Annotated in this window: 20 protein-coding genes, 5 tRNA genes and 1 pseudogene; 7 read left to right on the top strand and 19 right to left on the bottom strand. The window is 43.8% G+C overall.

The annotated features are described in order from the left end of the window. Window positions 1-9 precede the first annotated feature (9 nt). From cobB to AC27HD_RS02080, 4 genes and pseudogenes are all read right to left on the bottom strand, one after another. Window positions 10-771 (bottom strand): annotated as a pseudogene (gene cobB / locus AC27HD_RS02095) (Sir2 family NAD+-dependent deacetylase); the annotation flags it as partial. 46 nt (window positions 772-817) lie between these two features. Beyond that, on the bottom strand, window positions 818-1,645 hold the full coding sequence (locus AC27HD_RS02090) for a sulfurtransferase (RefSeq protein WP_487103476.1): 828 nt from the start codon (window positions 1,643-1,645) through the stop codon (window positions 818-820). A gap of 119 nt (window positions 1,646-1,764) precedes the next feature. Further along, window positions 1,765-2,262, bottom strand: a complete 498-nt coding sequence (tpx, locus tag AC27HD_RS02085; protein ID WP_032096258.1) for a thiol peroxidase — start codon at window positions 2,260-2,262, stop codon at window positions 1,765-1,767. A gap of 77 nt (window positions 2,263-2,339) precedes the next feature. Further along, on the bottom strand, window positions 2,340-3,023 hold the full coding sequence (locus AC27HD_RS02080) for a tRNA-uridine aminocarboxypropyltransferase (protein WP_487103892.1): 684 nt from the start codon (window positions 3,021-3,023) through the stop codon (window positions 2,340-2,342). Window positions 3,024-3,233: 210 nt separating this feature from the next. Between AC27HD_RS02080 and AC27HD_RS02075 the strand changes: the two genes are divergently transcribed. After that, on the top strand, window positions 3,234-4,349 hold the full coding sequence (locus tag AC27HD_RS02075; RefSeq protein ID WP_487103474.1) for an EAL domain-containing protein: 1,116 nt from the start codon (window positions 3,234-3,236) through the stop codon (window positions 4,347-4,349). Window positions 4,350-4,475: 126 nt separating this feature from the next. Here AC27HD_RS02075 and AC27HD_RS02070 read toward each other — a convergent pair whose 3' ends face one another. The 12 genes from AC27HD_RS02070 to AC27HD_RS02015 form a co-directional block, all read right to left on the bottom strand. Continuing rightward, window positions 4,476-5,264, bottom strand: a complete 789-nt coding sequence (locus tag AC27HD_RS02070; RefSeq protein WP_487103472.1) for a phytanoyl-CoA dioxygenase family protein — start codon at window positions 5,262-5,264, stop codon at window positions 4,476-4,478. Window positions 5,265-5,321: 57 nt separating this feature from the next. After that, window positions 5,322-5,735, bottom strand: a complete 414-nt coding sequence (locus AC27HD_RS02065; RefSeq protein WP_487103470.1) for a VOC family protein — start codon at window positions 5,733-5,735, stop codon at window positions 5,322-5,324. Window positions 5,736-6,053: 318 nt separating this feature from the next. Further along, window positions 6,054-6,140 (bottom strand) — tRNA-Leu (locus AC27HD_RS02060). Between the two features lie 58 nt (window positions 6,141-6,198). Next, a tRNA-Cys gene (locus AC27HD_RS02055) sits at window positions 6,199-6,272 on the bottom strand. Between the two features lie 64 nt (window positions 6,273-6,336). Beyond that, a tRNA-Gly gene (locus tag AC27HD_RS02050) sits at window positions 6,337-6,412 on the bottom strand. 169 nt (window positions 6,413-6,581) lie between these two features. Continuing rightward, entirely contained in the window at window positions 6,582-7,154 is a 573-nt protein-coding gene (gene pgsA, locus AC27HD_RS02045) for a CDP-diacylglycerol--glycerol-3-phosphate 3-phosphatidyltransferase (RefSeq protein WP_487103469.1), read from the bottom strand. A gap of 115 nt (window positions 7,155-7,269) precedes the next feature. Next, complete coding sequence (uvrC, locus tag AC27HD_RS02040; RefSeq protein WP_487103467.1) at window positions 7,270-9,087, bottom strand: excinuclease ABC subunit UvrC; 1,818 nt, start codon at window positions 9,085-9,087, stop codon at window positions 7,270-7,272. 18 nt (window positions 9,088-9,105) lie between these two features. Continuing rightward, the gene (gene uvrY, locus AC27HD_RS02035) at window positions 9,106-9,750 is read right to left on the bottom strand and encodes a UvrY/SirA/GacA family response regulator transcription factor (protein WP_032096273.1); all 645 of its coding nucleotides are present in this window, start codon (window positions 9,748-9,750) and stop codon (window positions 9,106-9,108) included. 224 nt (window positions 9,751-9,974) lie between these two features. After that, entirely contained in the window at window positions 9,975-11,351 is a 1,377-nt protein-coding gene (locus AC27HD_RS02030; protein WP_487103465.1) for an aminotransferase class I/II-fold pyridoxal phosphate-dependent enzyme, read from the bottom strand. A 21-nt stretch (window positions 11,352-11,372) separates the two neighbouring features. Then, window positions 11,373-13,481 carry a 5-histidylcysteine sulfoxide synthase gene (ovoA, locus tag AC27HD_RS02025; protein WP_487103463.1) on the bottom strand — a complete coding sequence of 703 codons (2,109 nt, stop codon included), beginning with the start codon at window positions 13,479-13,481 and terminating at the stop codon, window positions 11,373-11,375. A 383-nt stretch (window positions 13,482-13,864) separates the two neighbouring features. Beyond that, a tRNA-Ser gene (locus tag AC27HD_RS02020) sits at window positions 13,865-13,956 on the bottom strand. Between the two features lie 248 nt (window positions 13,957-14,204). Next, the gene (locus AC27HD_RS02015) at window positions 14,205-14,663 is read right to left on the bottom strand and encodes a DoxX family protein (RefSeq protein ID WP_487103461.1); all 459 of its coding nucleotides are present in this window, start codon (window positions 14,661-14,663) and stop codon (window positions 14,205-14,207) included. Between the two features lie 202 nt (window positions 14,664-14,865). Here AC27HD_RS02015 and AC27HD_RS02010 point away from each other — a divergent pair, with 202 nt between their 5' ends. Then, entirely contained in the window at window positions 14,866-15,795 is a 930-nt protein-coding gene (locus tag AC27HD_RS02010) for a LysR family transcriptional regulator (RefSeq protein ID WP_487103459.1), read from the top strand. Here the strand turns inward: AC27HD_RS02010 and AC27HD_RS02005 are convergent. After that, window positions 15,773-17,239: a DUF3360 family protein gene (locus AC27HD_RS02005; protein ID WP_163106387.1), complete on the bottom strand. Its 1,467-nt coding sequence runs from the start codon at window positions 17,237-17,239 to the stop codon at window positions 15,773-15,775. The genes AC27HD_RS02010 and AC27HD_RS02005 overlap by 23 nt on opposite strands. A 162-nt stretch (window positions 17,240-17,401) precedes the next feature. Beyond that, window positions 17,402-17,493, bottom strand: a tRNA-Ser gene (locus AC27HD_RS02000). 239 nt (window positions 17,494-17,732) lie between these two features. Here AC27HD_RS02000 and AC27HD_RS01995 point away from each other — a divergent pair. From AC27HD_RS01995 to AC27HD_RS01975, 5 genes are all read left to right on the top strand, one after another. Continuing rightward, window positions 17,733-18,398 (top strand): Bax inhibitor-1/YccA family protein, encoded by a 666-nt coding sequence (locus tag AC27HD_RS01995; RefSeq protein ID WP_487103457.1) that lies wholly within the window; start codon window positions 17,733-17,735, stop codon window positions 18,396-18,398. A 64-nt stretch (window positions 18,399-18,462) separates the two neighbouring features. Then, window positions 18,463-18,852, top strand: coding sequence for a sulfurtransferase complex subunit TusD (gene tusD, locus AC27HD_RS01990; RefSeq protein ID WP_269519729.1), 390 nt, complete (start codon window positions 18,463-18,465; stop codon window positions 18,850-18,852). Next, the gene (locus AC27HD_RS01985; protein ID WP_487103455.1) at window positions 18,852-19,220 is read left to right on the top strand and encodes a DsrE family protein; all 369 of its coding nucleotides are present in this window, start codon (window positions 18,852-18,854) and stop codon (window positions 19,218-19,220) included. The genes tusD and AC27HD_RS01985 overlap by 1 nt, the downstream gene beginning before the upstream one ends. Beyond that, window positions 19,220-19,609, top strand: a complete 390-nt coding sequence (locus AC27HD_RS01980) for a hypothetical protein (protein WP_487103453.1) — start codon at window positions 19,220-19,222, stop codon at window positions 19,607-19,609. The genes AC27HD_RS01985 and AC27HD_RS01980 overlap by 1 nt, the downstream gene beginning before the upstream one ends. A 265-nt stretch (window positions 19,610-19,874) precedes the next feature. Further along, window positions 19,875-20,222: a TusE/DsrC/DsvC family sulfur relay protein gene (locus AC27HD_RS01975; RefSeq protein ID WP_032096282.1), complete on the top strand. Its 348-nt coding sequence runs from the start codon at window positions 19,875-19,877 to the stop codon at window positions 20,220-20,222. 200 nt (window positions 20,223-20,422) lie between these two features. Here AC27HD_RS01975 and AC27HD_RS01970 read toward each other — a convergent pair whose 3' ends face one another. Beyond that, on the bottom strand, window positions 20,423-21,121 hold the full coding sequence (locus AC27HD_RS01970) for an SOS response-associated peptidase family protein (protein WP_487103451.1): 699 nt from the start codon (window positions 21,119-21,121) through the stop codon (window positions 20,423-20,425). Window positions 21,122-21,347 lie beyond the last annotated feature (226 nt).

Raw genomic sequence — 21,347 nt, 5'->3', positions numbered from 1 at the left:
ATTTGTCTTCTATTTGGTATATTGAGCAATAGTGTCGTCGACCCATTTCGGTACAACATCTGAGGCCAACCCCGTAAGCGACTCATCAAATAATGCATTTGAGCTGCCTGGTTCTAAATTCGCCTCAATCGTGTGGGCTCCCGCGCTTTTTGCGAGCTGCACGAAGCCCGCTGCTGGATACACATTACCAGAGGTACCAATGGCGATAAAAATGTCTGCGGTAGAAAGATGTGACATTATTTCGTCCATATACATGGGCATTTCACCAAACCAGACTATGTCTGGTCTTAAGGTTTTATTGCTACAGCAAGGACACGCCGTATTACCATCAAATGATTCAGACCATTCAAATGTTTGGTTTGAGAAACTACATCGAGCAGAGAGAAGTTCGCCGTGCATATGCAGCACACGTTCGCTGCCCCCGCGTTCATGCAAATTATCGACGTTTTGTGTTACTAACACCAATTGCGCTTTCCAATGCTGCTCTAATGTAGCAAGTGCATGGTGAGCCTTATTGGCAGACACTTGGTTGTCTTGCAATTGTGCTCTGCGCGCATTGTAAAAGCGGTATACTAACTCAGGGTTATTTTCGAAGGCTTGTGGTGTTGCCACGTCCTCAACGCTGTGATTTTCCCACAGGCCGTTATTATCACGAAAGGTTTGTAACCCCGACTCCGCAGAAATGCCTGCACCAGTCAGTACCACGATTTTTGGCAGTGTTTTTAATTGAGTCATGGTTTTCAATCCATTGGAATGACTATGTCTGATTCGTTGGTTCTTTAGCGTTAGATCTTTATTGTTAAATTGTACCTAAGCATTAATCAACAATAACGGGATATTGAGGATCGGCACCCCACTCTGACCAAGAGCCGTCATAAATGGAGACTTCTTTTGCACCACATAAAAGGGCGGCAAAACCAACAACACATGCTGTAATTCCCGACCCACAGGTACAAATAATCGGCAAAGATAAATTTATACCTGCACGCTCAAAAGCTTGCTTGAGCGAGTCTATAGGGAGATAGCGACCGTTATCAATAAGACTACCGAAGGGCAAGTTTAATGCGCCAGGCATGTGACCTGAGCGCACACCTGCACGAGGTTCAGATACTTCCCCTCTAAAACGGGGTGTACTTCTCGCATCTACCAGTTGTGCATCTGTATTGAGAGACTGAAGCACCGCACTGGAATTCACAAACCATCCATTGCGAGGTGACGGGTGGTAAGTCAGTTTGCCAAAGTGCTGTTGCTCCGATACAGGAAGACCTGCGGCTTTCCAAGCAGGCTGTCCACCATCAAGTAGATACACATCATTGTGACCTAGCGTTTTCAGCATCCACCAAGCACGAGGCGCGCTATAAATGCCTCTCGTATCATAGGCGACGACGGTGGTGTTTGCTGTTATGCCCTGCTTACCTAAATATACTGCGAGATCTTCGGCAGACGGCATACTGTGGGGAAAGCCAGTGGCATGATCGCTGCCCTCACCGTCTAGGTCTAAATCAACAGAGGCCGGTAACACCATGGCCCCCCGCTTGTCGGGTGTTTGGGTAAGCGGGTCGTCCATCAACGCTCGCAGAAGGGTTACAGGTTTCTCCTGCATTTTACTGGCAAGTTCTCCAACTTGAAGTAACGTTGATGTCATAGGTGTCTCCTAAAAATACAAATCGCAGTATTGATAAATACATTGAGTACCGCTGACACGCTTATTTATGCCAGCGGTTTCCAATCGATTATATAAACTGCACAATCAATTAAGAGAGTTTAGCTTAACGCAGCAACTGCGGCATCATAATTTGGTTCTTCAGTAGTTTCAGCTACTTGCTCGGTGTAAACTACGTTACCTTTGGTATCGATAACAACAACACAACGGGACATTAAACCTGTTAATGGTGCTGATTCAAACGCAACACCGTAGTCGTCGCCAAATGAAGAGCGGAATGTAGAACCGGTAATAACATTCTCAATCCCCTCGGCACCACAAAAGCGGCCTGCAGCAAACGGTAAGTCTGCTGACACACAAATGACAACGGTATTGTCTAGCGTTGCAGCATGTTCATTAAACTTGCGTACCGATGTGGCACAGGTTCCAGTGTCAATTGATGGAAAAATGTTTAATACAACTTGCTTTCCAGACAAGTCAGACAAAGCAACTTCACTTAAATCTGCTTTAACTAGCGTAAATGCAGGTGCACTTGCGCCTACACTGGGTAATTCGCCTACCGTTTTTACTTCATTACCTTGAAATGTTACTGATGACATTAAAAATCTCCGAATGGCTAGTTGAAAAAATTGTAGCAACCAGAGTGTCGCAAATAATGCTTAGGCTTGTAAACGTATTACTTCACCTGCGCATTGGCAAAGTCTAGTTTGTCACGCAAGTGAGGTTTTCCTTTTACATATTCTCGCCGAAAAATACTGAAATACTGAGCAAGCTTTTCTGCCCCTTCCTTTTCTTCAGCCATAGCCAATATATGCACCCCAACCTCTGCGGTGCAGTGTTGAAACATATGCGATGACTCACGCAGCAAATAATCAGATGAGCCTTCAAGGTTCACCCCTAAAACGGGCAAGTTTGAAAGGTAATCACTTTTACTGAACATTTTTTTAGCTTCGCGCCAGGTTCCATCAAGAAAAATAAAAAGAAGCTTTTTCTCACCTGACAAAGGCGGTTTGTCAATGCGGTGGACTTCGTTGGCATATTCGTGGGGAAACACCACAACAGGCTGATAGGCGGGGTTATTAATCATTGCCAACATATCTGCTGCTGGCTCAGTGCGGTGCCACAAAAACGCGTAGTTTTCCTTCACCACATCGGCAATTAACCGACCCGTATTCGTGGGCTTAAAGTACTCCCCCTTGTACATGAGAATCAACACGGCAACATCCGTGCCCAATTCAGGTTTGTAGGCACAAATACATTGAGGAATAGGCAGAAGGCACGCATCACAGCGCTTTACTTTGCTTCCTCGAGCATGAAATGGGCGCTCTGCTTTTAACAGCTCTTGTGCGCGCAGCGCCATAACTGAGTTCAACGGTTACCCTTACCAATGGATGATCAATACGATTGCGAATAGTACCACACTTGCCGGTATTCACCTGTTAGTACAACGTTGCTTACCGATTAAATATAACCATCTATAAGCGCCTGTTATAAGAATTTCATTACATAGGAAACCAAAATACAGTCACTAGTGTAACCATACTCATACGCCATGTTTTAGGAATAACTTATGTACTGCGCCGACTGCGAATCTATTGACGACTATTTTTTTGAGACCACTCACTTTTGGAGCTTCCTCCCCACTCTAGAAACATTTTCAAAAGTTGCAGGGCTATGCGGCTCAATGGAAATTCATGCCACTCAGCAGTCTGATCACTGTATTTCTTGCGTAGTAGAACGTCCAAATATTCAAAGATTCATCATGTCCCTCAATGGCGCACTAGAATCAAAAGAAAAAGAAAATACTAAGGTCACCACTGCGTCACACGATCAACAGCCTTCTATTGACGATATGGGCCGTATGGTGACGCTTGAAGTACTGGTTAATCGCTATCAAGCAAAATGGCTGGTGGAAAGTATTGAGAAACAGCGTTACGAATCATGGTTTCAACCCATTGTCAGTGCAATAGATGGACAGGTTTTTGCAAATGAAGGATTGTTTAGGGTTCGCGATGACAATGGCTCAATCGTACCGCCAGCATTGGCATTTAAACTTGCAGAAAAGTCTGACCTTTTATTCTCGCTCGATTTGGTTGCACGACGTTCTGCAGTAGAGTGCGCAGCAAGAGGCAAATTAAGAACTAAACTATTTATCAACTTTAATCCATCTAGCATTTACGACCCCTCGTACTGCCTGCGGGCGACGGCTGCGGCAATTAATGAAATTGGACTATCGCCATCTGACATTGTGTTTGAAGTAACGGAAACCCATCGGGCCTCAGACATAAACCACCTGAAAGGTATTTTAGCATTCTATCGCAATGCCGGTTTCCAAATCGCCCTCGATGATATTGGCTCTGGGTGGTCCGGTCTTAACTTACTTCAAAGCTTACGCCCTGATTTTGTGAAGATAGACATGGAGCTAGTAAGGAATGTCCATAACGACAGTTACAAACAAAATATCGTTAAGAGTCTTATTCAAATAGCTAACCGCAGTGGTATTGAAGTGATTGCAGAGGGCGTGGAAACTGAAGATGAAGCACAGTGGTTAAAAGACGCCAGAGCGGACTATTTACAAGGGTACTTATACGGCAAGCCAGCTCCTCTTGAGACGTCGCTTACAGAACAAGAAGCCTCAGATATCGAAGATAAAATGAAACCACTCAAAGACGCAGCTGCTGAATAGCCCACGTGTTTCGTAATAATAATTGACCGAGGGCTCGACGCTCTTGGTCAATTACTATTACCGTTATAGCTTAAGCACGCTACCAACTCCTTCGAAACAATAACCAGTTAGTGTCATCACCTATCTTTAAAATATTTTTGCGGACACTTCTCTCGCCAGTGTATACCATCCATTGTTATTGATGTGCGCCATCTCCTCTTCGGTAGGCAGTACCTGAGGGTCTAAAAAGCACGAAGAGATAGAATGGTACTTTCCCACACACACATCGAAGGCTTTTCTTATCGGGTTGTGCTTATACACGCCCCTGTGCAGCATTTGTCCGTCAAATATCAAGACGTCGCCTCGGGCAAGGTTCATCATCAACGAATCAGGAAGTTCTTCACTGTTTTTATGGCCACCCAACTCAAACCTTACATTGCGCTCTTGCTCTGTGTCCCACCGCTTGTGAGACCCTGGAACAAGCTCAAGGCCTTTTTCGTCTACTAGCGGAATGCGCACATGAAGGTTTAGTATAGAATGCTGCTCATCGCGCTGAACTTTGTCTTCTATATCACTAAACTGCATATCTCTATGCCAGTATGGAAGGCGCTGAGTGTTTGAAGGGTTAAAAAATAATTGAGTATTGTGGAAATACACCCCTTCGCCAAAGATATTGGCAAGCACCGAGGTGAGCTTAAACGGCGCAATTGCGCTAAAAAACTTCTGCCTTTGATGTGGAGCGTCATTAAAGTATTGGGGGCTTGTTAACGAGTGCATGTTAACCAGCCTGTAATCGTATATGGCTTGCTCGTTATTTTTAGTCCAGGTTTCATAAATGCGGTCGACGTTGGTTTCTATCTGGGTAATTTCTTCATTATTGAAAAAATCCCTTAAGATGATAAATCCGCACTCATTAAATTGCGCGTCCAACGTCATGTACTCACCGCATCTCTGGTTTACTAAGACTGTATAGAATTTTAGTCGATAGCCATTTTATTCGCTAGCTGCACTACTTTGCAGTAAATCCCATTTGTTTCCGTATAGATCTTGGAAAACGACAACGGTGCCATACTCTTCGACTCTTGGCTCTTCGTCAAACACAACCCCACTGGCTTTCATGTGCTCATAGTCTCGCCAAAAGTCATTGGTATGAAGAAATAGAAAGACTCGGCCTCCTGACTGATTGCCAACGGCACGCTTCTGCTCTTCGGTGTTTGCCTTAGAAAATAGCAGATGCGTACCATTTGAATTTGGGGGCGATACTTCTACCCAACGCTTGCCCTCGCCTAATGCTATGTCGTTGATTAAAACAAACTGTAGTTTTTCAATGTAAAACTCAAGGGCATCATCGTAATCATCGACCACGATAGAAATATTGCCAATTTGTTGCTTCAGGGGTTGTGACATGATGTGTTCACCAATTTTAAGAATGGATATAGGGGCGAAAGGTTACGCGAAGCAAACATGCAACGCCAATGCTTTCATTTGCTGCAATGCATTGTGTCTTCTGATTTAAAGAACTTTGAACTAAAGGCTTTGAATTAAAGAGTTTGAATTAATAGCTTTGGAAAACAGAGTTATGAGCAACAGAGTTTTGAAGGAAATGATTTTTGAATATATCTGCTTTCAGCATAATTGAATGAAGATGATGCTTAGTGCTAAAGAGAAGTATTATATTGAGGTTTGATTTTATGGGAAACATGCAAAAGGTGTGCAATCATAAAATGGTGCCCGGGGCCGGACTTGAACCGGCACGCTGTTACCAGCGAGGGATTTTAAATCCCTTGTGTCTACCAATTTCACCACCCGGGCATTGGGTTGCTTTTCAGCGAGGTGTCAGGCGTAGAACCTGATGTGGCGTTACAGATTATGGAGGCGGAACCCGGAGTCGAACCGAGATCCACGGATTTGCAATCCGCTGCATAGCCATTCTGCCATTCCGCCGTAATAATCTGACTGCAGTGCTAATTTATACTTCAAAATAGCGACTACATAATGCCAGCGATTTTGGAGCGGGAAACGAGATTCGAACTCGCGACCCCGACCTTGGCAAGGTCGTGCTCTACCAACTGAGCTATTCCCGCACTCTTAAATCGTACATCTCGTTAGGTTTATGTCCTCTCGAAATGTGGGGTGCATTTTACCTACCCATTCAAAACTGTCAATACGAAAAAACGTTTAAATTGAGATAAATGCATGTTTTGACGATCGTTTGCTATTTTTTTATTCAACTTGGTTAAAGCGCGATCAATTTTAATTTGACGCAGCACCTTTCAAGTGTGGCCAAGCCGCTTTTGTATAAACAACCATTGACCAAATTGACAGCACCGCTGCGATATAAAGAAGAATATAACCTAAAGTTACCCAATAGATCGGGAAGCCCATGAAAGTTTCAAGCCCTGAAAGTAAACCGATTAACGCCAACATTTGCGCTGTGGTTTTCGCTTTACCGATAAATGACACTTTTACTGCGTCGCGAACGCCGCTAGAGCCCATCCACTCTCGCAGCGCTGATACATAGATTTCTCTAACCAATAAAGCCACTGCTGGCAGCGTAATCCATAAGGTGGCATAACTGTGTGTGATCATGAGTAATGCAGTGGCAACGATAAGTTTATCCGCCACGGGGTCGAGAAAGGCGCCAAATGGCGTCGACTGCTCGAGCTTTCTTGCGAGGTAACCGTCAAACCAATCCGTGATGGCGGCAAGCCAAAATACGAATGCACCGGCCTCGTGGGCCCAACGCCAATCAAGAAAGTAAACAACAACGAAAACAGGAATTAAAATTACTCTGAATAAAGTAATACAATTTGGAACATTCCACATAAAAGATATATCTCAGGTTTTGCCAACGGGGGGCATTTTTTAGCGCTAGCCTTTACGGCCTATAATTCCACACACCTTACCTTAATTTAATCATTAATGCTTGCCAGTCATTATGTTATTGGTGCAGGTGGTCGTAAATAGTGTCGGCTAATTCTTGACTAATACCAGGCACATTGGCAATTTCGTTCTTACTGGCTTTCTTGAGCCCGTGTAAACCGCCCATGAACTTCAATAGCGTTTGGCGGCGTTTTGCACCAATACCCGGTATAGATTCTAAGCTCGAGGTGGTTTTCACTTTCTGGCGTCTATTTCTATGCCCTGTTATCGCAAATCTGTGAGACTCATCACGTATATGCTGCACTAAATGAAGGGCGGGAGAATGGCTATCCATTGGCAGTACGTCGTGACTGCCTGCCAATATAAGGGTTTCTAATCCTGGTTTTCTCGTGGTGCCCTTTGCAACACCCAATAGCATGGGCTTTTTATCGTGTGGCCAATCCTCAAAAAATGACTCTGCTTGCGCTAGTTGGCCTTTTCCGCCATCAATTAGCAACAGATCCGGTATTTTTTGGACTTCTTTCACTGACTTGTATCGGCGTTTTAATGCTTGCGCCATCGCCGCGTAATCATCGCCTGGCGTTATCCCTTCAATGTTATAACGGCGATAATCGCTCTTTAACGGCCCTTCTCTGTTAAACACCACGCAGGACGCTACGGTTTGCTCACCAGAAGTATGACTGATATCAAAACATTCCATACGCTGAATGGGGCTGTCTACTTCCATCGCCGTTTCTAAATCGAGGTATCGCGCAAATACTGATTTTTGTTGGCTGTATTGCGCATCAAGAGCAGACTCTGCGTTGGTTTGCGCCAGCTCCAAATATTGTCGCTTTTCTTCGCGAGCACCTTTAAAGAAGGTGACTTTATGCCCAGCTTCACTACTGAGCACCGTAGAAATTGCTGATTCATCACTTAACGTATTCGCCAACACAATCTGTTTTGGTATGGTTTTGTTGCCAGCAAGGTAAAACTGAAGGAAAAATGATTCGAATACTTCATTTTCATCGGCAATGGTGGGTACTTTTGGGAAGAATGCTTTACTGCCCAATAGCTGACCTTCACGAATAAACATTACCTGTATACAGGCCATGTTGCCTTTAAATGCGAAGCCAAACACATCCATTTCGTCCTGAGTACCGGCTACCCACTGACGCTCCTGCACTTTTCGCAATGCATTAATTTGATCTCTATAGCGAGCCGCTGCCTCGAAGTTAAGTGACTCACTCGCCTTCTCCATGTTCTCAACTAAGCTGCCAATTACCTGTTGATTTTTGCCCTTCAAAAACAAACGAGCAAAATTCACCTGTTCTTTATATTCTTCATCCGACACGTAGCCTTCAACACAGGGGGCACTGCACCGCTGCATTTGATATTGCAAACACGGGCGGCTGCGAGATCGGTAGTAACTGTCTTCACACTGTCGGACCGGGAAAATCCGCTGCATTGACCTTAAGCTTTCCCTTACCGACCAAGCACTGGGGTAAGGGCCAAAGTATTCCCCCTTCTTCTTTTGCGGGCCGCGATGAAATGATAAACGTGGATGTTCGTGATCAGAGAGAAATATAAACGGGTAAGATTTATCATCGCGCATCACTACGTTGTAGCGTGGCTTATACTTTTTAATAAAATTATTTTCTAACAGGAACGCTTCGGTTTCGCTGTTAACAACGGTAACGTCCATATGCGCAATCTGACTAACTAATGAGCGCGTTTTGGCATTATCTACATTAGTTCGAAAATAACTGGAGACACGTTTTTTTAAATTTTTTGCCTTTCCAACATAAATAACGTCGTCCTGCTGACTGTACATTCGGTACACCCCAGGTTGCGACGTTAGATTTTTGAGAAACGCTGCTGAATCAAATGCAGGCATAGTGTGAAATGTTTACACCTATAACAAATTAGAGTCGATGAGCTTATGACGTAAGGCAAGGTGAGTAAGTTCAACATCGGTGGCAACACCAAGCTTTTCAAACATTCTGTAGCGATAGGTATTGACGGTTTTGGGATTGATACTCAGTTCGCTGGCGATTTCAGGAACCCTTTTCCCCTTGGTTAACCGCATTGCTATGCTCAATTCCCGTGACGAAAGTTCGTTAAACGGATTATCCGAACGGGGCGACAATCTAGCCACGGCAATACTGTTAGCCACATCGCTATCGACGTATTTTTGCCCTGCCATTACCTTGTGAATAGCACGTATGACTTCTTCTGGCTCTGCGTCTTTGGTTAAAAAACCAAACGCGCCAGCTTCCATCACCTGCATAGGAATTGGGCTTTCAGTATGCATAGACAAGCAAATAACCCGTGTATTTTCAGACATACGAACTATTTTCTTGGTTGCTTCCAACCCGCCTATCCCCGGCATATTCACATCCATGAGAATGACATCTGGCGCATTCTTTCTGCACAACTGAACCGCATCTTCACCACTTTTTGCTTCTGCGAGAATTTTAAAATCTGCAACATCTTCCAAAATACGGCGGATCCCGGTTCTCACCAATTCATGGTCGTCTACTAGGATAATTTTGATCACTTGTTTATCTCACTGTCTTTGCGACTGCCCTTGCGTTTTCACCTGCTCTAGCACGGCTTTTTATTTGTGGCTTTGCGCATAGCTTTATTTTATTGGGAGTTCTTACACTCACCTTGTATATCCATCTTTAGTGCAATAGTACCATGAGATGGCATTTCGTGAACCTATGTTAAAAGTAGTATTTGTTGCAAACTTATATCACTAGGCTATAAGTCTGGTGGTGCTTAACGGAAAAATAACCTGTTTAGCACGTTCACTATTTGTATTGGATCGCAAGCGAGGTTCAGTCGAATCCACCCAGGTGCATTAAATTGATTGCCATCACTGCCTATCACGCCGCGGCTAACACAACTATCAAAGGTTGAAGCAGGATTGAAAATACCCTTTCTTGACAACGCTGATGAGCTAACCTTTTTATCAGCGCAGGTCGCTGTTTTCGACAAGTTAAGCCATAAGAAGTAACCCGCTTTACCCATCGTATATTCACAACTAACGTTCTGCTGTTTAAAGTAGAAGTGAACTAGCTTGCGATTGAGCCCAAGTGCCTTACGAATATTATCTAACCAATTGTGACCAAGACTATAGGCAGCTTTAAGCGCAACTTGCGATAGGTAGCTCGCCTCAAGATGCCTTGAGGCAATAGCAGTACTAAATTTCGCTCTTAATTCAGCGTCTTCAATAATGGCAAAGGAAGCGCCTGGAATGGCGGCCAAATTAAAGGCTTTCGACACGCCGCTAATATGAATGATGCCTTTTTGTGCCACAGCATCGCAATGGGAGCCAAAAAGCGGGATAGGTAGTGGTTTATCGTTACTTAAAAAGCCAAATTCACTGTGTATCTCATCAGTGATAATAAGTATGCCATTCTCGTTGCAAAACCGTATAAGTTCGCTTTGACAAGATGCTGGTAGCACCTGCCCTGTTGGATTATTGGGATGGCAAAGGACAAAAGCAGTGGTGTTTTTTGATAGCGAACTAAAATCAATGGTGTCGTCGCCATTCTCATCACGGTTTGTGTGAACGGCGTGCACTTTCAAACTGTTATTATTGATACAGTCAACAAGAGGACCGTAGGTCGGCGCTAACACCATGACCTCATCCCCAGAAATACAGAATGTTTTAAGGGCGACGTCTACCGCGCTTATCACGCTTGCCACACCAACGACTGAGCATGGGTCTACTGTGTTTGAATCCACAAAGGATCTTTGCGCCTCAAACCATCCATGTACCGCCTCACCAATATCGCTGTCTTGATAACCATATGCACGTTGAACGCGTTCGGCTATATAAGCTGAAATCTCTGGTAATGGCTTGGTGTCCATGTCGGCAATCCACATCGCGATGGTATCAGCAGGAGCTTCTGGGTATCTGCTGGGTACAGCGGAAAACTTGAGCCTAGAAGATACGTCATACTCCTGTGGATTTACCCTTTCCCATACATCTTGATAGGCTAGAAACTCGGCAGGCACTGCGCCTGCCTCTGTCATTGTGCCTGCTAGTGTGCTTGCCTGAGCGCCTGTCTGTGCACTATTGGGGCTATTCCTACTACTATCCTTATCGCTACTGTTCAAATCGCTAATTTCCGTGCCGCTATTATCCATACTGCAAGGCATTACCGTTTTTTACTTTTTTTCAAAAACGTTAAATTCAGACAGCGTATGCTGATGCTTGCGCTTAGTTTCTCGAATAACAAAAGGGATGTCCTTCGGCTGTCCAACGCGAACTAAGTTGGGGCTTAACGCTTGCTCAAGTGCGTCAGTAGAGCTCAGTGTCTCGCCATTTTCATCTTTATAGCCACCAAGCCACTCATTTCGCTCTGTGTATTCTTCTAACCAAGTGAATGGGCTTGCAATAATAAGAAGACCACCGGGGTTTAAGCGTTCGGTCATATCCGCAAGTACTTTTCGAGGGCTGTACACTCTATCAATAAGGTTACCCATAAAGATGAGGTCGTACCCTGTTAACTGAGGTTTAAGGTTACAGGCATCGCCTTGTGAAAATGAAACCTTGTCTACGGTGTTTTCAAGGCCCATTGCACTGAGCTTACGAGATTTAAATGACGTTAACTCACCCTCTTCAATCAAGTTATAGCGGACTTCACCGCGCTCTTGCATTGAAAATGCGGTTTTAATAAAACGTGCTGAAAAATCAACGCCGTCAACGTGATCAAAATGAGTCGCTAGCTCAAAGGTAGAACGCCCTACTGCGCAGCCTAAATCAAGCGCTCTCACTGATGCTCTACCGGCCATTTGCTGAATACAAAACTCTGCACTTGCTTTAGCAAAGTTAGCAACACCATAGTATTCGTCGCCATAATGAAATTCGCTGTACTGTGATACCTGAGTATCGCTTTCATAATCTAAATCATTCACTTGAATTACACTCTCACCTTGTACATATCGAAATCCAGCATGCTGGAAAAAGTGGCGTCTAAACGCATAACGGCTGTCTTTCATTGCCTCGTTACCCGTCGATACCCAACTGCCGCCTTTAATTAGGTTGTGCTTATTGTCAAAGGTTGGCGTGGTAAAGTCATCGTATAACGGATGCACTTTAAAGCCATCAAAAGGATAAATGGGCGTTTCCGTCCATTGCCATGCATTACCCACTACGTCATAGAATTCACCGGTTTGGTTGGTATTTACCGGCTCGCTTGATGCATGCTTTTGAAGGGCAATATTGAAACCATCTCGATATACCGCTTGGTTAAGCCCGGCCTCATCACGCATTCGCAACCATTCATTCTCGGTAGGAAGACGGATGACTTTGCCACTTCTTTCGCTTTTATAATTACAGAACGCTTTCGCTTCGTGATAGTTCACGTCAACAGGCCAATCTAATGGCAGCGCAAATTCCTCAGTCATGCTTCGATACACAAAACCAGACTCGGTTTTAGACCAAAATAAGGGATGCTTTGCTTTGGTATAAAGCCGCCAGCTATTGCCTTCCTCTTCCCAGTATTCTGCGTTATCGTAGCCGCCGTCTTCAACAAACGATAAAAACTCGCCATTGCTCACCAAAAACTTGGACGCTTTAAAATCGTTCACATGCGCGTTAAGCGTGCCATATTCATTATCCCAGCCATAGTATTGATTATCCCAAGACTTATTCTGAGAAATATCACCAGACGATACGTTAATAAAATCGTTCACTGGTGCCTTGTCTAGGCTGGTCACAGAATCGCTACAGCGAGGCCAAGAATCTTGGGACTTAACAAACGAAAGCGGTAGTTGGCGAATAAGCACTGAAGACGTTTCAAGGTGGATCCTTTCATGCTCAATACCCATCACAATTGGCCACATGGGGCTTTCCCAATCTATCGGCATAGAGAAGTTAATAGTATCAATGAGGTCGCACATCAGCGTACGCACTTGGTCTCGGTATGCTCTTACTTCATCAACGGTTGGCCAATCGTAGTTATTGTCATTGAGGTCGTCCCAGCTCATTTCATCAACACCGATGGCAAATAATGACTCAAAACGAGGGTTTATCCGTTCATTTATCGCTTTGGAAAGAATGAGTTTGTTGATAAAGAATGTTGCTGTGTGGCCAAAGTAGAAAATCAGCGGATGACGAAGTCGTTCAGCACGCTGATAAAAAGCCTCATCACTGCTTAAGCATGAAAAAAGTGATTCATAGGTATCGAATGAGTCGAGAAAATACGTTTTCACTTCCATACGTTTTTGCTCAACAGAACCTTCGTTTAGTTTGAGCGTTGACATTGCCTGCATATATTCCTCGTTTTTATTCTTTTATTAATGTTTGCCTGTCTACTTCTAAGGAAGACATGGAGCATCGCTTCTAACGCCGACGCAAAAAGCATTAATATTTCGTTATATACTATTTGTAGCAAAAATCCGCTGCATTATCAGACTTTTCTGTATTGGTTTTACAACGGAGCTATATGATGGGATGAACCTTAAATACCCTGCATGCATTGGTTGAGATCAAAAGTTCTTCTCTAAAAATAGTGAAAACAATGATGTATCACTGACATACGGCAGTGAATGAAATTAAGAAGCCGTAGTTTGAAGTAAAAGTATTGTGAGTCAGTGTAAAGAGTGTTTGTTACAGGCAAAAAAAAACCCGCACATTGTGCGGGCTTCTTTCAATATGGCGGAGAGTGAGGGATTCGAACCCCCGGTGGGTTTGACCCCACGTCTGATTTCAAGTCAGGTGCATTAAACCGAGCTCTGCCAACTCTCCTCAAGTGCTGCGTATGATAATGATTTTGGCTGGCCTGTAAAGCCCTTATTTCAATAAAATCAATCAACTGGCGAATTGGTGAACAATGTGATTATATTTTGATTTGTAGTAACAAAAATTGAGCAATTCGCACTTGTTATCGCGACGACTAAGCACTGCAACGACTAAGCCACTATTCGGTTTTACTTCAATTTCACAATAGCGGCTTAGGGCCTAGCACAATGACTAATAATGGACTAAAGCTATTCTTAATTTTCTGATAGCTCGAATTTTTTTACTATTGTGCTATCTATTGAATGCTTACCCCCACCCTGTATGGCCAATGCCACAGTGATAGCCAGCAGCGATAGTGCAAATTCGTATCCGTTGTTACTCATAAATAACCCGTTACTGCCATGAACAGTCACAATTGCAATAATCATGGTGAAGGCGCTTACCACTGCGGCAGGTCTAGTTAATAAACCAAGTATTAACGCGATCCCGCCAAAAAATTCAGCACTTCCAGCTAATAGCGCCATTAAAAAGCCAGGCGCTAAGCCAATACTCTCCATCCACTGACCCGTACCTTCTAATCCGTATCCGCCAAATGCCCCGAACAGCTTCTGACTGCCATGTGCAGCTAAAATAATGCCTACTGGTAGGCGTAATGCAAGGTTGGCGATGCTGTTGTTAGTTGTAAATACGCTTTTTAGTAGTGAATTTTTCATTTTTTAATCTCCAATAGTTTTTAATTTATGAATTCATGAGTGCCTGTCATATAAGCTGTACTCTCAAGATGATAAGAATAATAACTAACAACAACGCTTGAATAAATGGTGTAATTATTGAATGATTATCAACAATTTGTTTTCAATATTATTTACGAAGAATGAGTGAATAATATTGAAAGATGACTGAGAGGCTATGGTTATGGACCGAATAGATCTATTGAAGACGTTTGTTGTGGTAGTAAACGAAGGTAGCTTTACTAACGCTGCATCGAAACTCGATATGTCTAATCAACTCGTTAGCAAATATATCAACCAGCTTGAAAAGCGTCTCGACGCCCGTCTTTTCAACCGAACCACTCGAAAGATTCATTTAACTGAGGCCGGCTATCAATGCTTACAGCACGCTAATCATATTCTTGAAAGTGTCAATGATATGGAAGGCCAACTTGGACTGTTGAATTCTCAAGTAAAGGGAACACTGCGCATTAGCGCTCCGGTCTCATTTTCCACCCTTCACTTATCAGACTGTATTGGTCAATTCCAAACCCAATATCCCGACGTGTCTATAAACCTGCAGTTAAACGATAGAAAAGTGGATGTGGTGGAAGAAGGATTAGATGTAGCATTGCGCGCAGGCATACTCAGCAATTCTTCGCTGATCGCTAAAAAGGTGACTACGATAAAGCTTGCTGTTTGCGCATCACCACAGTACTTAAAGAAGTACGGTACTCCACAGCACCCATGCGAGCTGCGTCCAGAGCATTATCTCGAATATGCACATGTTAATTACGACAACGACAAATCGGAACTCATACAGGCGCTGAGAACAAATGCGCAAAAACACGCACCTCGATTAACAGCCAACAACGGAGAGGTACTTGCTGACGTGGCAAAGCACGGTGAGGGTTATGTACTGCAACCTACATTTATTGTATCTAAGGCGCTACAAAGCGGCGAACTGGTGTCCATACTAGAAAACTATGTACCACAGTCTGTATCACTTTATGCCGTATACCCTCACCGTAAGCTGGTTTCTTCAAAGCTTAAGGTGTTTATCGACTTTTTATGCGAATTTTTTGACGATACGCCCCATTGGGATAGAAAAACTAAACACGAAAAGACGACATGATGGCCGGCACACCGGGGAACATGCCAATCAGCGCCATTACCGTACACAGCACAATAAAAGTGATGCCTGGTATTAGCCACCTACCCGCCTTTCCAAGATCTAACGCTCGCTCTTTACACCCTACAATACCCAGGTTATCGAGCAGCATCGTAAACGACCATCCAAATACGGGGTTCACCAGCACTGAACTGATGACAACAAGCGCTGCAGATTGTGTTGTTTTACCCTCTCGGGTCATTTGCATGCCAGCTTCCATGAGAGGCAGAAACACGCCAACAATAAGGGCGACACATAACACTGGAGGCCAAATTGCTAAGTCCATGGGATAGCCCCAAATTGCGGCTATCACACACAACAGGCCTGTTATTATTGCGCCACCGGGTATGGGTCTGCGGGCAATTGACGCTGGAATAATATATGTGCCCCATGATGAGGCAATATTGCCACCTCCAAGCGCTGAGCCTATTGCTTGTCGACTAGACGCAGCAATCATAGTGTCATCTATATTCATGTAGGCATTTTCACTATTTTTAGGATAGCTCAGTTTTTGAAACACTTGCTGACCGAGAAAATCCGGTGACCACATAGCCACGGCCAACACAGCAAAAGGTAATACGGCAACAAAATGAGACCAATCGGGTAGCCCTAGCTGCCAACCGGTATTCTCACCCCACCAATAGGCTGGGTTTAAATTTGGCATACCTGGCGAGGTCGTGAATTCAAAAGGCGCGCCCATCGCAAGAGCGATCACCGCTGCCATAACGGCCCCAAGAGGAATGGCTAACCAGCGCTTTTTGATGTGCTCGAGCCATGCAAACATCACAATAGTGGCAATGAGTACAACAAACGCTAAATAGCCCATATTGAAACCTTCGGCCCATTCAAACAGTTTTTTTACCTGCCCAGTAATGCCAATAAATCCGAGATACAGTAAAAGACCACCGCACACACCGTTACTGGTTAGCCTTGCAAGCAGGCTTCCCCCTTTGGTGATCCCCAATAAAAAGCCCAGTACGCCAATTAGCAATCCTAACGCCATGGGATGACCACCCGATGCAACCATTAAAGGCACTAGAGGTAACAAAGGTCCGTGGGTGCCGGCCAAGTTAGCCGATGGATTTAAAAAACCGGATATCAGAACCACAAACAAAACGGCGGCGATAAGTAGCTCAAAGCGAACATTCTCTATGACAAATTCCGGCGATAAACCAAGTGGTGCAGCAAAAGCCCCTACCACCGCAGCAACCATAACAATTTTACCTATAGTAGCTGCCATGCCTGGAATAAAGTCTTCCCACTCAATGCGGTAATCTTTAAAAGGAAGATTCGGACGCCAGCGTTTCACAGACAGTATTTGTAATTCGTGATTGAGATAATCATCTCGGGTTTTGAAAGAGTGACTTGGCTTATGCAGTTCTTTATATGAAGCACTATCTTGAGACACAAAACACCTGTGGGTTGCTAAAAGGAAGCGCAAGGGTAAACAGGTCTAAGGAGGGTAACAATGCGACTGTAGTCTTAGTCAAAAGTCTAATCAGCGCCGATCCGTGGATATATTTTCTTTTGGCATAAAAAAACCCGCAACAATGTGCGGGTTTCTCTAATCTGGCGGAGAGTGAGGGATTCGAACCCCCGGTGGGTTTGACCCCACGTCTGATTTCAAGTCAGGTGCATTAAACCGAGCTCTGCCAACTCTCCAGAAGTGCTGCGTATCTTAATGATATTTTTTTCGCTGTAAAGGGAAAAATGAAAAAAGTTATTTAAGTGCCCATAAATCAAACAAATAACGTATTAAGTGAGTACCTTGGCTGTTTTTATAAGCACATAACATCATTTTCATCTGAAACTACTTGAAAATGGGAACTAAAACCCATACAACATACACTAAATGTAAGTGTACCAGTTGTGGTCATATCATAGTCCTATCGGAGGAAACAATGGATCAACGTTCGATGTATTCTAGTGCATCTCAACCATCGGTATTGCAGACGAACAAGGTTCTACGCAACACCTACATGCTGCTTGCGATGACACTAGCGTTTAGTGCAGTTTGTGCAGGTGTCGCAATGGCAGTAGGTATTTCACCTATGATGTCATTAGGCATGACCATAGGCGCATTTATCACTTTATTTGTTGTTCAGAAGAAAGCAGACACATCATCAGGTATTTTTTGGGTGTTTGCGTTTACAGGTTTAATGGGTGCGTCCCTCGGCTACACATTAAACTTCTATCTAGGCGTGGCTGGACCAGGTCTGATTATGGAAGCATTAGGCGCAACGGCGCTGGTGTTTTTCGCTCTATCAGGTTATGTACTGACGACTAAGAAAGACTTCTCATTCATGGGTGGTTTCTTGGTTGTAGGTTTAGTGGTAGTGCTTGTTGCCTTAATTGCGAACATTTTCTTTGCAGTGCCAGCGGTAAGCTTGGCTCTTAACGCAGCTATCGTATTTATCATGTCTGGTTTCATCTTGTATGACACTAGCCGTATCATCCACGGTGGTGAAACAAACTACATTCGCGCTACTGTGTCGCTTTACCTGAACATATACAACTTGTTCACTGCGATACTTCACCTTCTAGGTGCATTTGGCGGCGACGACTAAACAAGCGTTTAATACGTAAAACAAACACCCCTTAATCGGGGTGTTTTTGTTTGGAACACTTTTTATGGCGCAATATTCAGTTTTAATTACCTCATCCCCTTTTCATGGCGACAGTACACTTCGTGCGCTTCAGTTTATTGCAGGCGTGATTGACAGTGGCAGCACTATCGATAATGTCTTTTTTTATGGTGATGGGGTTTATCATACCAACAACCTTATGCTTGAGGCTGGTGGTGAGTGCTTTAGCTTTGGTGAGTGGAAAAAGCTATCTGAAGCCCATAACGTAAAACTGTTGGTGTGCATTACCGCTGCGGTAAAACGCGGTATTGTGAGCGAACAGGAAGCGGTTAATAACGGCATCGCCTCCGCGAATTTAACCGCTCCTTTTATTCAGGCTGGCTTGGGCGAGTTTTTTACTGAGTTACATAATTGCACTAGGTTGGTACAATTTTAATGGCGAGTTTACTTATCCGATTTACTCAGAGCCCTTATGGCAGCGCGTTTAGTCAAGACGGGCTAGACTTTGCGCTTGCAGCAACAAATTATGGGCATACGGTTCACGTTCTTTTTGAAGGTGAAGGGGTATTACAGCTTGTTCAAACAGCATCAACAAAAGGGATAAGGAACCACAGTAAACGTTTAGCCTCTATGCCTTTATTTGATATTGAAGAATGTTTTATCTGCAAAGATAGCGTCGACGCTTTTGCAATCGATAGCGTGCTTTTAAATACCGGATTAATAGAAAAACTCGAAGGACAACTGCTAAGCGCTACACAGCGACTGGCATTGATTCAACGCGCTGATCATGTGGTAACCTTTTGATGATTATTAATATTACCAGTACACAGCTTTCAAGCAGCAATAATGCATTATTAAATGCCGTTTTCGATGCAAATTTAGATGCAGTTTTAAATGCAAATAATGAGACGGCTTCTAATACCGGTGTTAAAGCAGACGAAGCCACTGACTCGGCGGCCATCATTATATTTTCTGGCGATGGCGTTTTTGCACAATCCAGTATTGCATCACTATTAGCTAAGCGTAAAGCGTTGTCAGACGAAGCCGAAGCAAGCCCCAGCAAGACGATACTTTTTGCAGTACAAGCAGATTTAGCACTTCGAGGTGCGTGTGTTGTGAACAATGTTTCGATAATCAATCATCGAGAACTTGCAGAGCTAGCGAATCGTCATCAGCAATGGGTTACGCTCTGAGCTTATGGGTTATAGGTTAGTTTGCGTTAAAGAGTGGGTGGGTTGTATTTGGTAAAGCATATTTAGTGAAGCATAATTGGTGAAGCATTTTTGGTGAAGCGTATTTGGCGGTTTAAAAAGGTGATATGGCCGACCAAAGAGAAAACGCGGTACTGAAATGACCTATTAGAAGACGCTCCGAAATAGCCTTACAAGAATTCGCTACGAGAAAAGCCAATAGATAGACCCAAGAAAAAAACTCAAGATAAAGACGGACGAGATAAGAATGTCACAAGATACCTTCAGCTTTACCTACAACGGAAATGAAATTCCAACAGACAAAGCGGGTTACCTGCTAGATTATACGTTGTGGGATGAGGGAATGGTGCCCTTACTGGCCCAAGAAGAAAATATTGAGCTAAGCGATGCACACTGGGAAGTCGTTCGTTTTGTTCGCGAGTTTTATGAAGAGTACGAAACAAGCCCAGCTATTAGAGCGCTGGTTAAAGCCATGGCAAACAAGTTTGGCCCCGAAAAAGGAAATAGCCGCTATTTACAGCGTCTGTTCAAAAAAGGCCCAGCCAAACAAGCAACAAAGCTAGCTGGCCTACCAAAACCTGCGCGCTGCCTATAACGCCTCTATTAATATGCCCTTTCCTAAAGTGTTCGTTTCTAATATGCCCTTCTTTAACATATAATTCTCTAATATGCCCTTTAATATATAGAGCACAAATAGTGCCGCTGGCATTTTACTAGAGACTATTATCACAACATCATAGAAAAGAGCTGTTTTACCGACACAGCAGCTATCCCATTAGATACTGTGTAGGCTGTTTAGCGTGTGGAAGCTGGCAATATAGTTGTGGGTGCTAAAGGTTCGCCGCTTTTAAAGGTTTTCACTTTAGTGACTTCCAGGTCGCAGTAAATTTTGGGGTTCGACAATAGTTCATCGACAGCACCGTCGTCCCTATTCCCAAGCCAAGCGTTAATAACTTCTTTATCGTGGGGTAAGAAACAAGGAATGGATTTTTCGTGATACTGGCTGAAATCAGGTCTTGGCGGCCGCGTTACCACTGCACATGAAAAGCATCCGTTGCTAAACATTCGATAGACCACACCTAGCAGCATGGCGCCGCTGGTAGGACGCATTAAATACTGTGATTTACCGTTAGCAGAAGGATTAGACTCTCCCACTGCAGTAGCGACAACAACACCACGCCGTTTAGATATTGCTTTGTGCCAGTAAGGGCTATCCAAATTTCTTGCATTAAACGTGGTGCGATCACCAAGCGCTAATGTCTCGCCAACGGGGCTCGCGTCAAACCACCACGTTGCGTTTATAGTGCGTTTACTATCTACAATAAGATTAGAGATACGTTTATCTACCGATTTGCCAAATGCAGGATAAAAATTGAGTGTATCGCTATGCTGTGCCTCATGGTTAAAGAGCGGAATGGTTTCACCTAATCCAACTTCCTCAAGCAGTTCTAAAACCGCGGGGGCGTTTGTCTCTCGTTGAATAAAACCACACATATAGCCTCCATGTTTTCCACACTTATTAGACTTCTAATAAGAATTGCAATTTTCTAGCAAATACGATGATATTTAGCCAAAATTCTCGTTACGCATAACCGATTAAAACAGCAAATACAAAAAAAGGCCTGAGGTAAAAACCATCAGGCCTTTATTGTACGTTTAATTAAAAACCTTTTAATACAATACTTTATAAATGAATAAGTGCGAATAGCTACCTACGGTG

The sequence above is a fragment of the Alteromonas sp. 4NS20-0143 genome, assembly GCF_057542855.1.
Note: the sequence above shows the minus strand (reverse complement) of the source record. Positions and strands in the feature narration are given on the sequence as shown.

What these genes read in the sequence shown, in the direction of transcription:
- AC27HD_RS02010 (WP_487103459.1), top strand. Translation starts at nt 14,866, where the DNA reads ATGGACCGAATAGATCTATTGAAGACGTTTGTTGTGGTAGTAAACGAA.
- AC27HD_RS01970 (WP_487103451.1), bottom strand. Translation starts at nt 21,121, where the DNA reads ATGTGTGGTTTTATTCAACGAGAGACAAACGCCCCCGCGGTTTTAGAA.
- AC27HD_RS02080 (WP_487103892.1), bottom strand. Translation starts at nt 3,023, where the DNA reads ATGGCGCTGCGCGCACAAGAGCTGTTAAAAGCAGAGCGCCCATTTCAT.
- AC27HD_RS02065 (WP_487103470.1), bottom strand. Translation starts at nt 5,735, where the DNA reads ATGTCACAACCCCTGAAGCAACAAATTGGCAATATTTCTATCGTGGTC.
- tusD (WP_269519729.1), top strand. Translation starts at nt 18,463, where the DNA reads ATGGCGCAATATTCAGTTTTAATTACCTCATCCCCTTTTCATGGCGAC.
- ovoA (WP_487103463.1), bottom strand. Translation starts at nt 13,481, where the DNA reads ATGCAGGCAATGTCAACGCTCAAACTAAACGAAGGTTCTGTTGAGCAA.
- AC27HD_RS02090 (WP_487103476.1), bottom strand. Translation starts at nt 1,645, where the DNA reads ATGACATCAACGTTACTTCAAGTTGGAGAACTTGCCAGTAAAATGCAG.
- tpx (WP_032096258.1), bottom strand. Translation starts at nt 2,262, where the DNA reads ATGTCATCAGTAACATTTCAAGGTAATGAAGTAAAAACGGTAGGCGAA.
- AC27HD_RS01995 (WP_487103457.1), top strand. Translation starts at nt 17,733, where the DNA reads ATGGATCAACGTTCGATGTATTCTAGTGCATCTCAACCATCGGTATTG.
- AC27HD_RS02015 (WP_487103461.1), bottom strand. Translation starts at nt 14,663, where the DNA reads ATGAAAAATTCACTACTAAAAAGCGTATTTACAACTAACAACAGCATC.
- AC27HD_RS02075 (WP_487103474.1), top strand. Translation starts at nt 3,234, where the DNA reads ATGTACTGCGCCGACTGCGAATCTATTGACGACTATTTTTTTGAGACC.
- AC27HD_RS01985 (WP_487103455.1), top strand. Translation starts at nt 18,852, where the DNA reads ATGGCGAGTTTACTTATCCGATTTACTCAGAGCCCTTATGGCAGCGCG.
- AC27HD_RS01975 (WP_032096282.1), top strand. Translation starts at nt 19,875, where the DNA reads ATGTCACAAGATACCTTCAGCTTTACCTACAACGGAAATGAAATTCCA.
- uvrC (WP_487103467.1), bottom strand. Translation starts at nt 9,087, where the DNA reads ATGCCTGCATTTGATTCAGCAGCGTTTCTCAAAAATCTAACGTCGCAA.
- AC27HD_RS02070 (WP_487103472.1), bottom strand. Translation starts at nt 5,264, where the DNA reads ATGACGTTGGACGCGCAATTTAATGAGTGCGGATTTATCATCTTAAGG.
- AC27HD_RS02030 (WP_487103465.1), bottom strand. Translation starts at nt 11,351, where the DNA reads ATGGATAATAGCGGCACGGAAATTAGCGATTTGAACAGTAGCGATAAG.
- AC27HD_RS01980 (WP_487103453.1), top strand. Translation starts at nt 19,220, where the DNA reads ATGATTATTAATATTACCAGTACACAGCTTTCAAGCAGCAATAATGCA.
- pgsA (WP_487103469.1), bottom strand. Translation starts at nt 7,154, where the DNA reads ATGTGGAATGTTCCAAATTGTATTACTTTATTCAGAGTAATTTTAATT.